The sequence below is a fragment of the Streptomyces sp. NPDC005374 genome, assembly GCF_042872225.1.
In the GTDB taxonomy this organism is placed as follows: Bacteria; Actinomycetota; Actinomycetes; order Streptomycetales; family Streptomycetaceae; genus Streptomyces.
Genome location: NZ_JBIAKA010000005.1, coordinates 414,505 through 427,154, shown reverse-complemented (window position 1 = coordinate 427,154; position 12,650 = coordinate 414,505). Strand labels below are relative to the sequence as shown.

At 68.7% G+C, this 12,650-nt stretch carries 11 protein-coding genes and 1 tRNA gene; 3 read left to right on the top strand and 9 right to left on the bottom strand.

Annotated elements, in window-relative coordinates:
* Positions 1 to 57 precede the first annotated feature (57 nt).
* The 6 genes from ACFYRX_RS15735 to ACFYRX_RS15710 all read right to left on the bottom strand — a co-directional run bounded on the left by ACFYRX_RS15735 (position 58) and on the right by ACFYRX_RS15710 (position 5,957).
* Positions 58 to 1,716: a long-chain fatty acid--CoA ligase gene (locus ACFYRX_RS15735; protein WP_389099808.1), complete on the bottom strand. Its 1,659-nt coding sequence runs from the start codon at positions 1,714 to 1,716 to the stop codon at positions 58 to 60.
* A 387-nt stretch (positions 1,717 to 2,103) separates the two neighbouring features.
* Positions 2,104 to 2,661 (bottom strand): SigE family RNA polymerase sigma factor, encoded by a 558-nt coding sequence (locus ACFYRX_RS15730; RefSeq protein ID WP_037722273.1) that lies wholly within the window; start codon positions 2,659 to 2,661, stop codon positions 2,104 to 2,106.
* A gap of 174 nt (positions 2,662 to 2,835) precedes the next feature.
* Positions 2,836 to 4,002, bottom strand: coding sequence for a lipid-transfer protein (locus tag ACFYRX_RS15725; protein WP_389099806.1), 1,167 nt, complete (start codon positions 4,000 to 4,002; stop codon positions 2,836 to 2,838).
* On the bottom strand, positions 3,999 to 4,400 hold the full coding sequence (locus ACFYRX_RS15720) for a MaoC family dehydratase (RefSeq protein ID WP_389099805.1): 402 nt from the start codon (positions 4,398 to 4,400) through the stop codon (positions 3,999 to 4,001). The genes ACFYRX_RS15725 and ACFYRX_RS15720 overlap by 4 nt, the downstream gene beginning before the upstream one ends.
* 10 nt (positions 4,401 to 4,410) lie before the next feature.
* The gene (locus tag ACFYRX_RS15715) at positions 4,411 to 5,319 is read right to left on the bottom strand and encodes a bifunctional MaoC family dehydratase N-terminal/OB-fold nucleic acid binding domain-containing protein (RefSeq protein WP_389100018.1); all 909 of its coding nucleotides are present in this window, start codon (positions 5,317 to 5,319) and stop codon (positions 4,411 to 4,413) included.
* Between the two features lie 323 nt (positions 5,320 to 5,642).
* Entirely contained in the window at positions 5,643 to 5,957 is a 315-nt protein-coding gene (locus tag ACFYRX_RS15710; RefSeq protein ID WP_389099803.1) for a hypothetical protein, read from the bottom strand.
* 347 nt (positions 5,958 to 6,304) lie between these two features.
* Between ACFYRX_RS15710 and ACFYRX_RS15705 the strand changes: the two genes are divergently transcribed.
* Positions 6,305 to 7,189 carry a bifunctional DNA primase/polymerase gene (locus ACFYRX_RS15705; RefSeq protein WP_389099801.1) on the top strand — a complete coding sequence of 295 codons (885 nt, stop codon included), beginning with the start codon at positions 6,305 to 6,307 and terminating at the stop codon, positions 7,187 to 7,189.
* A 170-nt stretch (positions 7,190 to 7,359) separates the two neighbouring features.
* Here the strand turns inward: ACFYRX_RS15705 and ACFYRX_RS15700 are convergent, their stop codons facing one another.
* Entirely contained in the window at positions 7,360 to 8,202 is an 843-nt protein-coding gene (locus ACFYRX_RS15700) for an aminoglycoside N(3)-acetyltransferase (RefSeq protein ID WP_389099799.1), read from the bottom strand.
* A gap of 436 nt (positions 8,203 to 8,638) precedes the next feature.
* Between ACFYRX_RS15700 and ACFYRX_RS15695 the strand changes: the two genes are divergently transcribed.
* Positions 8,639 to 9,550, top strand: a complete 912-nt coding sequence (locus ACFYRX_RS15695) for a DUF4231 domain-containing protein (protein WP_389099797.1) — start codon at positions 8,639 to 8,641, stop codon at positions 9,548 to 9,550.
* 43 nt (positions 9,551 to 9,593) lie between these two features.
* On the opposite strand, the gene ACFYRX_RS15690 is transcribed toward ACFYRX_RS15695, so the two are convergent.
* On the bottom strand, positions 9,594 to 10,100 hold the full coding sequence (locus ACFYRX_RS15690; protein WP_389099796.1) for a hypothetical protein: 507 nt from the start codon (positions 10,098 to 10,100) through the stop codon (positions 9,594 to 9,596).
* A 131-nt stretch (positions 10,101 to 10,231) separates the two neighbouring features.
* A tRNA-Ser gene (locus ACFYRX_RS15685) sits at positions 10,232 to 10,318 on the bottom strand.
* Between the two features lie 1,229 nt (positions 10,319 to 11,547).
* Here ACFYRX_RS15685 and ACFYRX_RS15680 point away from each other — a divergent pair.
* Complete coding sequence (locus ACFYRX_RS15680) at positions 11,548 to 12,168, top strand: hypothetical protein (RefSeq protein WP_389099794.1); 621 nt, start codon at positions 11,548 to 11,550, stop codon at positions 12,166 to 12,168.
* Positions 12,169 to 12,650: the final 482 nt, after the last annotated feature.

Sequence of the window (12,650 nt, the reverse complement as noted above, 5' to 3'; positions counted from 1 at the left end):
CGATCAGGGCACCCGGTGCCGGCCGGGGCGCCCTGATCGCCGTGTCCCTGACGCTTCTCAGAGCTGGGTGACGTCCAGCTCGCCCTGCGCGTACTGCTTGCGGAGCACCTTTTTGTCGAACTTTCCGACGCTCGTCTTCGGGACCGCCGTGATGATCGACCAGCGCTCCGGGAGCTGCCACTTGGCGATCTTGCAGACGTCGCTCGCGAGGAAGGCCCGCAGGGACTCGAAGTCGGCGGTGGAGCCCTCCTTGAGGACGACCGTGGCCAGGGGGCGCTCGCCCCACTTGTCGTCGGGGACGGCGACGACGGCGGCCTCGGTGACATCCGGGTGCGACATCAGCGCGTTCTCCAGGTCGACCGAGGAGATCCACTCGCCGCCGGACTTGATGACGTCCTTGGCGCGGTCGGTCAGGGTGAGGAAGCCGTCGGCGGAGATGGTGCCGACATCGCCGGTCTTCAGCCAGCCGTCCTCGCTGAACTTGTCGGCGGGACGCAGGGGTTCGGCGTCCGGGCCGTTGTAGTAGGCGCCGGCGATCCAGGGGCCGCGGACCTCCAGCTCACCTGCGGACTCGCCGTCCCAGGGCAGGCGTTCGCCGCCGGGGCCGGAGAGGCGGGCCTCGACGGAGGCGGGGAAGCGGCCCTGGGTGAGGCGGTAGGCGAACTCCTCGTCGGTGCCGACCGCGTGGGCCGGCGGGCGCGCGACGGTGCCGAGCGGGGAGGTCTCCGTCATGCCCCAGGCGTGGCAGACCCGCATGCCGAGCTTGTCGAAGGCCTCCATGAGCGAGGGCGGACATGCCGAGCCGCCGATGGTGACCTGGGTGAGGGAGGAGACGTCACGCGGCTTGGCGGTGAGCTCTCCGAGCAGGCCCTGCCAGATGGTGGGGACGGCGGCCGCGTGGGTGGGCCGCTCGCTCTCGATCATCTCGGCGAGGGGCGCGGGCTGGAGGAAGCGGTCCGGCATCAGCATGTTGACGCCGGTCATGAAGGTGGCGTGGGGCAGGCCCCAGGCGTTGACGTGGAACTGCGGCACGACCACGAGGGTGGTGTCCTGGTCGGTCAGGCCCATCGACTGGGCCATGTTGACCTGCATGGAGTGCAGGTAGATCGAACGGTGGCTGAAGACCACGCCCTTGGGGTCGCCGGTGGTGCCGGAGGTGTAGCACATGGCGGCGGCCTGGCGTTCGTCGATCTCCGGCCAGTCGAAGGTCTTCGGCCGGTCCGCGATCAGCTCCTCGTACTCGTGGACCCGGGGGCGCACGCCGTCGAGCAGGGCGCGGTCACCGGGTCCCGAGACGACGATGTGCTCGATGGTCGGGAGCTTCGGCAGCAGCGGGGCCAACAGCGGCAGCAGCGAGCCGTTGACGATGACGACCTTGTCGGCCGCGTGGTTGGCGATCCACACCAACTGGTCGGCCGGGAGGCGGAGGTTGAGGGTGTGCAGGACCGCGCCCATGGCGGGGATCGCGAAGTACGCCTCGACGTGCTCGGCGTTGTTCCACATGAGGGTCGCGACCCGGTCGTCGCCCCGGACGCCCAGTTCGTCGCGCAGGGCGTTCGCCAGCTGCACCGCGCGGGTACCGGCCTCGGCGAAGCTGCGCCGCTGGGGCTCGCCCTCGCCGGTCCAGGTGATGATCTGGGACCGTCCGTGCACCTGCACTCCGTGCGTGAGGATGCGGGTGACAGTCAGCGGTACGTCCTGCATGGTGCTCAGCACGGCGTCCTCCCGGTGGCGACATTGCCTGCGCGGTGGTCAGGGTTGCGCCGATTCTGCGCACATACCACGCGGTATGTCACTAGAGCCGGGCGATCGATCACGTCACGATGCCCTCACAACGGCCGGCTCCCGCGATCGGTTCCCCACCATGGCGTCTCCCGGGCGCGCCTCTGGTTCCCTGGCGGGCGGGGCTCTGGTCCGCTGGCGTGCCCGGCTCGTTCTCTGGCGGCGCGAGACCTCGGGTTTCCTACCGGGCGCGACCCCGGACCCCTGCCGGGGCGCGGCTCTGGTTCCCGGTCAGGGCGGGACCTCGGTCTGCTGCCGGGCGCGGCCCCTGGACCCTGGCGGGCACAGCGCCGGCCCCCGCTTGGGCGGGACCCCGATTCCCTAGCGGGCGAGCACCAGTTCGGGGTCCTCGCGGAGTTTGCCGAGCGCCCGGGAGACGGCGGACTTCACGGTGCCGACGGAGACTCCGAGCACCTCTGCGGTCTGCACCTCGCTGAGGTCCTCGTAGTACCTGAGGACGACCATCGCCCGCTGCCGGGCCGGCAGCTTCATGATCGCCCGCCACATCGCGTCGTGCAGGGCCTGCTGCTCGGCGGGGTCGTCGCCGCCGGGCACGGGGTCGGGCTCGGGAATCTCGTCGGTCGCGAACTCGTCGACCTTGCGCTTGCGCCACTGCGAGGTCCGCGTGTTCAGCAGGGCCCGGCGCACATAACCGTCGAGGGCCCGGTGGTCCTCGATGCGCTCCCAGGCGACATACGTCTTGGTCAGGGCGGTCTGCAGCAGGTCCTCGGCATCGCTCGGGTTCGCGGTCAGCGACCGGGCGGTACGCAGCAGCACCGGCTGGCGGGCCTTCACGTACGAGGCGAACGAGGGGTACGCGAGGGTCTGCGTCGCCGGTACGGCGGCCTTCGAAGCGCTGGTGCAGACGGGTGTGGTCATGAGTCCACGCTAGATTCGCGACCGCCTCCCGCTCATCGGCCACAGGTGCCGAAGAAGACTCCCCCTCAGGTTGTAGAGGTGGGGCTGGCTGCACCTCCTGAAGGTGGATGAGCGGGGCACTTCTACTGCGGGTTTACCCCTGAGGGGTTACCACTGAGGGGTTACCGCTGAGGGCTACTCGTCCGCTGTGAGCACCAGCCCGGACGTGGGTACCCCCGTCCCGGCCGTCACCAGCACCCGCCCCGCCTCCGGCACCTGGTTCACGGCCGTCCCCCGCAGCTGGCGTACGGCTTCGGCGATGCCGTTCATACCGTGGAGGTAGGCCTCGCCCAGCTGGCCGCCGTGGGTGTTGAGGGGGAGTCGGTCCTCGCGTACGAAGTCCGCCGCCTCCCCCTTCCCGCAGAAGCCGAACTCCTCCAGCTGCATCAGGACGAACGGGGTGAAGTGGTCGTAGAGGATCGCCGCGTCGACGTCCTGGGGGGTCAGGCCGGAGGTCCGCCACAGCTGGCGGGCGACGACGTTCATCTCGGGGAGGCCGGTGAGGTCGTCGCGGTAGAAGCTGGTCATCTGTTCCTGGGCGCGGCCCGCGCCCTGGGCGGCGGCCGTGATGACGGCGGGCGGGCGCGGGAGGTCACGCGCGCGTGCGAGGGACGTGACGACGATCGCCTGGCCGCCGTCGGTCTCCTGGCAGCAGTCCAGAAGTCGGAGCGGCTCGACGATCCAGCGGGAGGCCGCGTGGTCGGCGAGGGTGATGGGACGGCCGTGGAACCAGGCCACCGGGTTCGTGGCCGCGTACCGGCGGTCGGTCACGGCCACGTGCCCGAAGGCCTCCGGGGTCAGGCCGTAGGTGTGCAGATAGCGCTGGGCCGCCAACGCCACCCAGGAGGCCGGGGTGAGCAGGCCGAAGGGGAGGGACCAACCGAGGGCGGCACCCTCGGCCGAGGGTTCGCGGTGCTGGACGCCGGAGCCGAAACGGCGCCCAGAGCGTTCGTTGAAGGCGCGGTAGCAGACGACCACCTCGGCCACGCCCGCCGCTATCGCGAGCGCCGCCTGCTGGACGGTCGCGCAGGCCGCGCCGCCGCCGTAGTGGACGCGGGAGAAGAAGGACAGCTCGCCGATACCGCAGGCCTGGGCGACGGTGATCTCCGGGCTGGTGTCCATCGTGAACGTGACCATGCCGTCCACGTCGGCCGCCGTGAGCCCCGCGTCGTCGAGCGCCGCGCGGACCGCCTCGGCGGCCAGGCGCAGCTCGCTGCGGCCGGAGTCCTTCGAGAACTCCGTGGCCCCGATACCGACGATCGCGGCCTGTCCGCCGAGCCGGTCACGCACGCGTGCGCTCATTCGGCGCTCCCCGGGGTGCTCCCCAGGGTGAGAGTGGCCGTCCCGGTCACGTGGTGGCCGATGCCGTTGGTCCCCACGATCCGGACGGTCGCGGTGGCGCCTTCGAGGGTTTCCACGATCCCGGTCAGCACCATGGTATCGCCGGGGTAGTTGGGCGCGCCCAGCCTGATGGCCAACTTGTTGAGCACCGCGCGTGGTCCGAAGTGGTCGGTGAGATAGCGGCCGACCAGGCCGTTCGTCGTCAGGATGTTCATGAAGACGTCCGGGGAACCCTTCTGCCGGGCCAGTTCCGGGTCGTGGTGCACGTCCTGGTAGTCACGGGAGGCAATGGCTCCGGCGACGATCAGCGTGCGCGTGATCGGGATCTCCAGCGCCGGTATCCGGTCTCCGGCCTTCATACGACGGCCCTCATACGACGGCCTCCTCGGCGGCGGCGCGGAAGACGGGGAGCACCAGGTCGTCGTCGTAGGACCGGAACTCCAGCCGCACCGGCATCCCGATCCGCACCTTGTCGTACGGCGTCCCGACCACGTTGCTGATCATCCGTACGCCCTCGGCGAGTTCGACGAGGACGACGGCATAGGGAGGATCGAAGGCGGGGAACGGCGGGTGGTGCATGACGACGTACGAGTAGACGGTGCCCTCGCCGCTCGCCTCGAGGGTGTCCCAGTCGGGGCCGCCGCATCGGGCGCAGCCGGGGAGCCAGGGGAAGCGGAGGGCCGCGCAGGCGGTGCACCGCTGGATGAGGAGTCGGCGCTGCTGGACGCCCTCCCAGAAGCCGGCGTTGTCGCGGTTGACGACGGGACGGGGACGGGGCGGGGCCTTCTTCCGCCGCTCCGGCGCGTACTTGAGGATGCGGAAGCGGTGGGTGCCGACGAGGGTCCGGCCGACGCGGACGTCGGTGCGGGTGGTGACGAAGTGGCCGGTGCCGAGCTTGGTGGTCTTGCGGGCCGAGACCGACTCGATGACGGAGTCGAAGGTGATCTCGTCGCCGGGGCGCAGGGTCGCGAGGTACTCCTGCTCGCAGTCGGTGGCGACGACCGAGGTGCAGCCCGACTCGTCGAGGAGGGCGAGGAGTTCGTCGTAGGCCTGTGAGCGGCCGGTGGTGTGGCCCGTCAGGCCGCCCATCGTCCAGGCCTGGAGCATGGTCGGCGGGGCGATGGCGTCGGGGCCGGTGTAGGCCGGGTTGGTGTCGCCCAGGGCCTCGCACCAGTGGCGGATCATGGGGGCGTTGACGGGGTCCTTGCCGGTGCCGCCGACTGCGGCGGAGCGCCCTTCGTAGGCCTTGAGCCGGGCCGTCAGGCCGTCTTCGTCCACGGAGTTCACGGGGTTCACGGGGCCCGCGGAGTTCACAGGGCCCGCGGAGTTCACGGGGCTCACAGGGTTCACGGGGTTCACAGGCGCGTGCTCCCTCCCTCGACGGTTTCTGACTGTCCGTCAGATATGACGCGATGTCAAGGTCGGTGCCACGCACGCCAAAACGCCCGCGCGACGGCGCCGAAGCACCGCCGCGCAGACGTGTCACCCCTTTGAACCCCCCTCGAACTCCCCCAGGTCTCCCCCCTCCCCCCTTGCGCACCCCCCGTGAAGCGCACCCCCGTCGGCCGCCTCCTGGCGCCAGTCGGGTCAGTCCCCGCGGATCACCACCACAGCGGGGTGAAGTTGACGGACGTGTTGCTGTTCCCCTGGTTGACGGCAGTGAAGGCGGAGCCGCGAACCTGCGCGGTGTTGCTCTGGTTCGAGGCGCCGGAGCCGACGGCGTTCTGCTGCGTCGTGGACGAGTTGCCGCTGTTGTCGTGCCCGACGCCGCTGCCCACGATGCTCGCGACACCCGCGTTCGATCCGTCGTCCGCGAAGCCGCCGTTGTCCGCCGCCGCGACGCCGGTGAAGAGAGCGGCGGCGAGCGGAAGGGCGGAGACGGCGGCGATGACGCGGGCGGTACGGATGCTTGCCATGGTGTTTCCTCCAGAACCCGGCCTGTTGCCGGTTGTACGTCAAGTAAGGCTGTCTCCAAGGCAGTTGGCCGACCACCTCGGTGTTGTGCACGACGTCGCGAGACCAGAGTTGCCCACCGAATCCCCGGCGAACCAGAGCGGAAGGGGTTATTCCCCCTGAAGCGTGAGGACAAGTCGATAAACCCCTTTCGCGACTTCGGGTACCAATTCGGGGCGTCGGGAGCCGTTGATCGCCAAGCGGGGCAACAGAGGAAGCGTTCCGGCAGATTTTCGGCCAATCCCCCCGGCCCGGCGAGTCGCACCCACCCACCCTTCCCTTTTTCGAACACTCGTACGAACATAGAGACATGGCCACCACAGACCGGCAGGCCACGACGCTGGCCCTCGCACACGCCCTGTCAGCCGCCGAGCGCGGACTGGCCGTCATCCCCCTGTCCCGGACCAAGCTCCCGGCCCTGCGCTCCCCCCACCGCGACGACAACCCCGAAGGCCCTCCGGTACCGCCCTGTCACGGCGAGTGCGGCCGCTTCGGCCACGGGGTCTACGACGCCTCGACCGACCCCGTCCGCATCCGCGAACTCTTCGCCGCCGCGTCCTGGGCGACCGGCTACGGCATCGCGTGCGGCCTGCCGCCCCACCATCTGATCGGCATCGACCTGGACACCAAGACGGGCACGGACTCCTCGGCGGCCCTGCGCGAACTGGCCCTGCGCCACCTCTTCACGATCCCCGACACGGTCGTCGTCCTGACCCCGAGCGGCGGCCGCCACCTGTGGCTGACCGGGCCGCCCGACGCCGCCGTCCCCAACTCGGCCGGCCGCCTGGCCCCCGGCATCGACATCCGGGGCGCCGGCGGCTACCTCGTCGGCCCCGGCTCCGCGACCGACCACGGCGTCTACGGCACGGCCCCCGGCACCGCCCACCTCACCCCCGCGCCCTGCCCACCCGCGCTGCTCCGGCTGCTCCTGCCGCCACCGCGCCCCACCCACCCCGCGACCCATCCCTCGGCCGGCGACCACGGCCAGGGGCTGGTCCAATTCGTCCTCGCCGCCCACGAGGGCCAGCGCAACACCCGCCTGTTCTGGGCCGCCTGCCGCGCCTACGAGAACGGCATCGGGCCCGCGCTGGTCGCACCCCTGGTGGACGCGGCCCTCAACACGGGCCTCACGGAACGGGAGGCCCGGGCGACGATCGGGTCGGCGGCGCGGATGACGGGGCATCGGGCGCCGTGAGGGGGCGGGGGGAGGCCTGGGTCCTGCCGCCGGGGCGGGGGGGGCGGGCCGGGCTCCGGCGAGCGGCAGGGACGGGACGGGACGGACGGAGCCCTCACCAGCGGGCAGAAATGCGACCGGTGAAGCCCTGCGAAAGGCCGGAATCCTCGCCCCTCGGAGCGAGGAGCGTGTCAATCGGCCGAGCTCCACCTCGGGCGGTGTTCGGTCAGCCACTTCGACGCGTATGCCACCGCCGGAGCCAGATCGAACAGGCGGCAGTCGGCGGTTCCCACCCGACCCCGGGTGACCGGGCGGTCCGACCGTGACTCGTAGGAGTCGCCCAGCACCGGGAAGTCCGACGCGTCGAAGTCCACGTCCGCGTAACTGTGCCAGCGCCTGCCCGTGCCGTCGGCGACCGCGCAGCCGTACTGGCGGCTGCCCCGGCCCGGCACCCGGTACTCGGCCAGGTGGAAGGCCGTACAGACGGAGTAGCCGACGCCCAGCAGCAGGACGCGGGCGTCCAGTTCCTCCAGCCGGGCCAGGGGGGATTCCTCACCCAGGTGACAGTTCAGGGCGTGCCCGGCGGTGACCTGGGTGGCGGCCGGCCCCAGGGCGGCGAACGAACTCTGCGGATGGCTGCTGCGCAGCGCGCCGGGCCGGGTGCGGACCTCTTCCGGCAGCACGCCGACGCCGTAGCTCGGGGTCTGCCCGGGATCGAACGCGGGCAGGGTCTCCCGCAGCCGGGGCCACTCCGTCACCGGCGCGGCACGCCCCCGGGTGACGGGCCACCGGGACGGGTCGGAGTTGTCGGGGGTCTGGGTGTAGACGACGAGGGTGCCGTCCTCCCCGACTGCGTCCAGCAGCGAGTCGACGACCGCCGGCACACCACCGTCCACCCGCCCGACAGCACTCAGGGACGCGTGCACCAGCACGGTGTCGCCGGGCCCGATTCCCAACACCCCCAGCTGGGAGGCAAGTTCCTCTCGGTCGACGTATCCGGGAGGCTCGGTGAGTCGGACGGCACGGCTGGTCAAAGCAGCGCTCCCTGAAGGTGTCGGTGGCTCTGTACGGGTCGTCGCATGAGAGGTCGGTGGACCGTTCTCGGCGTTCGAATCGTGTGGCAGACCCAGGTCGGTGGCATCTCCAGAACGAAGCCGACCGGCTTGTGGAAACGCCTGCGCGGCGGTGAGCGTAGTCCCGCGGACAGGTCGCCGTGCCGTTCTCGTCTCAGGAAGGGACGGCAATCAGCCGTGGACCGGTCCGCGGGGCGGGTTGCCCGTTTGCGGCTGGATCTCGTCGGCATCACCATCAAGTCCGCCCCGAAAAGGCGGTGTTGGCACCCGCCCGACTCCAAGTCACCATGAGTGCTCACCCACTTCATCGCGAGGTGACCCATCGATGGCGGCAACCACACCTGGACACGATGTTCCAGGGCCGCGCGCGACGATAGGAAACGACGACCTGCCGCCGTTGTTCCGTTCCAACGACCGGTGGGCACTGAACCGTCAGAGCGAGGCGTTCCGGGCCACCATGACCCAGCTGGCGCTGCTGCTCGTGGCGACCGTCTTCGCCACCCTGGCCGATCACTTCGGCAGCCACGTCCTCACGGCCCTGTCGGCCCTGCTGTACGGGCTCACCGTGGTCACCGGCGTGGTCATCCAGCGCCGCCGGGCACGCGCCCACTGGCAGGCGCACCGCGACGCCGCCGAGACCGTCAAGTCGCTGGCGTGGCAGTACATGGTGCACGGCGGCCCGTTCCACTCCCGGGTGCCTGACCCCGACGGGCTGTTCAACCAGCAACTGGAGGAGCACCTGCGGTCGTTACGGCGCATAGGGTGGCGGGAGCCCTCCCACGACCCCGGTGCGACCGAGTACCCCGGCACCTTGTCGGACCCGGTCGGCAGGCAGAAGCCGGACGATCCGCGCCATCCCCAGATCACCCGCGCCATGCGGGCGGTGCGCGACAAGCCGTTCACCGTCCGGAGGGACATCTATCTGCGCGACCGCGTCCTCGACCAGCTCAGCTGGTACGGCGGCCGGGCCGTCCAGGCACGCCGGGCCGCCGCCCTCTGGTCCGCGCTGACCGCGCTGCTGACCCTGCTGGCCCTGACCGCCGCGGTGGTCAGGAGCGCGGGCGTCATCTCCGGCTGGGACCTCAGCGGCCTGCTCGCCGCCTCGGCCGCGACCGGCGTCGCCTGGCTGGAGACACGACGACACCACCCGCTCTCGTACGCGCACGCACTGGTGCGGGAGGGGCTGGAGACACAGCGGGCCGTCCTCGCCCAGAGCGTGACCGAGGAACGATGGCCCGAGGCCGTGTCCGACACGGAACACCTGATGCTGCCCCAGCACACCGACTGGCTCGCGCGGTTCGGTGGGTGAGGCGGGAGCGCGGGCCGCGGACCACGGAGGCGAGAGACGCGGATCAGGGGCGCTGTGTGCCGGGGCGCCACAGGACGTTCACCGGTACGCCCGCGCGGCGCGCGTACGCCACGATGTCCGCGGTACCTCCGGGTCCCCGAGCGGGTTCACCGTCCCACACGGCGACCAGCCGGTCCGTGTGGTCCACGATCCAGCGACCGGCCGCCGCGTACGCCTCCTCGCGGGTCCGCTCGACCGGCAGGTCGACCCGGTCCGCGCAGGCGAGCAACAGGCGCCGGAACGCGGCGCGGACCTGCCGTCCGCCCAGATGCCGTTCGTAGTCCGTGCCGGGGATCACCGCCGTGACGGGGATCCCGTTCCGCAGCGCGAGGTCGGCGAAGAGCTGGTCGGCGCCGGCGGCCAGGGAGCTGAACGCCTCCACGGGACCGCCGGCGCTCCGGCTCGCGAACTCGTCCAGGATCCCCGTGCTCACGCACTCCAACACCGGCTCGGGGAGGTCACGGTGACCGGTGACTCCGATCCGAGTCGTACGCTCCACGCTCTCCGCCACCCTCGTGAGAACCGGCCGGGACGCTTTGCCCCTACCCAGCCCCGACACCGAAGCCACACAGCTCCGACACCCCCGGCACCCAGAAGGGGCGCCCTCCATCGGAGGACACCCCTTCCTTCGCACCGTTCACGCGGTGGGTGTGGGATTTGAACCCACGGTCACATCGCTGCGACGACGGTTTTCAAGACCGTTCCCTTAGGCCGCTCGGGCAACCCACCTGAGCCCCGCCCACCAGGGGCGGAGCGGGTACAGCGTACCGGCTCCAGGCGTTTCGCAGCGGCCGTGGTCCACACGGGGTCCACTGGCTCTGTTCCGCGCCCCATACTCACTGCGCCGAACATCAGCACCCGGTTCGCGGCTCCAGGCCGACGCGGGTAAGGCTAGGGCTGTGCTGGCCTTGTCAGCACCCGCAGAGAGAAGGGCCCCGCTGGGGCATGTGCCCGCGCCCTCCCGCGACTCCAAGGAGTAGGACCGTAGAGAGGGCCCTGCGACCTTCTGATCCGTAGGATCGGGCACCCCGCTGCGAGGAGTACGGGCGGCCTCCTGCTCCGATCGCTCAGGTTAGCGATCATGCGCCTCTGTGTGCCGTAGTTACCGTCAGGACTGCCGTCAACTCCGAACGGTGCGGCTCTACCGCTGTGACGGTCTACCAGCCCGCCTGCCGCAGCTCCAGCAAGACCGGCCCTGGCAAGTGTCAAACAAACTAGGAAAGCCCTCACAGATCGTCCGAATTGCAACTTTCTCTACTGGGTTCGAGCAGACGTGGATCCTGGTGTCCAGGCGCAGATGGAGTGGCACGCTCCACTTGGACGTCAGGCGCCACGCCTACTCCACCTATAGGCAGGGTAACGGCAAACGAAATAGGACAACGGTGGCGCTGATCGGGGAGGCGGCGTAACGGCCCGCAGCAAATGGGCAGTGGTTTCTGCCACGGGGCGCCCAGGCCGGACCAAGAAACGCTCAATCGTTACGACCCATGGAAAGACGTCCCGTGAGTCGTGCTGTGCGAAATCGAAGCACAGCAACCCCAGCAACCCCACTGCCCTCCATGGCGCCTTTCGGCGCACCCGTCGTGACCTGAATGACCGGTCGCATCCAGTTCCGGTTAGAGCTACGGATCAGAAGGCGCCTGTCTCCGTGCCGTGCCCAACCTATCCGGAACTGACGGGGAACCATGGTGATCGACGGACAGCGCAGAAGGGAACGGCCCCCGACCAATTTTCCTGATAGAGGGCCGTTCACCTGCGGAGGTGTTGGGAATTGAACTCACGGTGCCATCACTGCGGCGGCACTTTTCAAGACCACATCAGGGTCAACGCCCACTATGAAGGTCGGACCAGATCTTGATACGGCATCCACCGCACCGTCCGTCGACAATGTATTGACATCACGCTCTCCTGAGAGCACTGTTCAAGTAGGATCTGGTGCGGCGATCAAGGGGGCAAGCATGCCGATATCACCTGGAAGGAACCATGCGCGCGCATTCCTAAATCTAGCTAATCGGGATAGCGCAGTACTTGACTTCGCGGGATCAGCGCTCCAACTGGCGGCCCAGGATTCAGCAACGGCGAGGGTTCTGGACCGAGTTGAGCTTTGGGTCGTCGAACAATTGCGACTCTTAGGAGTGAAGCAGAGCCAAGCTCTACACGATGACAAGGTACTCGACCTCCTCGCGGCACTTCGAATGGTGACTCTTGAATTCCCGCCGGACCCTACTGTGAAAATTACAAGAAGGTCCTTGCAACACACAGCAGCATTCCTCGACGAATTGGAGCAAGAATTCACGATTGAACTCTCGACTGAGGTGTCCCGGCGGACTTCAGATACAACCCGAGAGAATGCACTGGCCGAATCCCGCCGAGCAGTGACAAATCTACTGGAAAAGGTAGCCGCGTTACGAGGTGAAGGGACCAACGGATCGGATCTAACTGGCGACAGCAGCGATAAACGCGTCGTTCTGCAAGCCGCAGCACAACAGAACGAAACAGGTATAGCGATAATCGCCATAGTGGTGGTGGTATTCCTGACGGCTTGCGCCCTTGTCAAGGTTAAAAGGGAAGAGGATTGACAGGGGAGTCGGACGGCAAGGCGGAGCGATATGACTATATTTGAGCTGGGCGGGAAAAGACTTGTAGCAGGATCTAGGTCTACCTACCTATGGCTCTACAGGCGCCAAGGGCTCCACATTGACGTCGATCCCGAATCCCACTGGTGGTGCGCTTGGCTATGTACAACTACATCCGACGTGGATTCCATCAGATGTACGATAACGCTCGTCAGTGACGGCGTGGACGCTTTCCAAAAAGCCGCCTCGTGCGAAAATTGCGGTAGCCTATCCATCTGGGGCCCTAGGATGTACGGATTGGCGGTTCCGCAAAAATATCAGACAGTCCGATATTCGGGCGTCGCCATTATCGATGATGAGTCGTATGCTTTCAGTGGTATCGAATTCTTTGGCACGCCGCCAGAATGATTCCAAATACCTGTGTGGCCATGCCGTTCTTATTGTGATTCCGTGAGCATCAAGGCTTGTCTGTGGCAATTCAGTCG

Bases quoted from the DNA above. Each gene is read 5' to 3' on its own strand.
- ACFYRX_RS15720 (WP_389099805.1), bottom strand. From the start codon at position 4,400: ATGAAGGCCGGAGACCGGATACCGGCGCTGGAGATCCCGATCACGCGC.
- ACFYRX_RS15725 (WP_389099806.1), bottom strand. From the start codon at position 4,002: ATGAGCGCACGCGTGCGTGACCGGCTCGGCGGACAGGCCGCGATCGTC.
- ACFYRX_RS15730 (WP_037722273.1), bottom strand. From the start codon at position 2,661: ATGACCACACCCGTCTGCACCAGCGCTTCGAAGGCCGCCGTACCGGCG.
- ACFYRX_RS15680 (WP_389099794.1), top strand. From the start codon at position 11,548: ATGCCGATATCACCTGGAAGGAACCATGCGCGCGCATTCCTAAATCTA.
- ACFYRX_RS15710 (WP_389099803.1), bottom strand. From the start codon at position 5,957: ATGGCAAGCATCCGTACCGCCCGCGTCATCGCCGCCGTCTCCGCCCTT.
- ACFYRX_RS15705 (WP_389099801.1), top strand. From the start codon at position 6,305: ATGGCCACCACAGACCGGCAGGCCACGACGCTGGCCCTCGCACACGCC.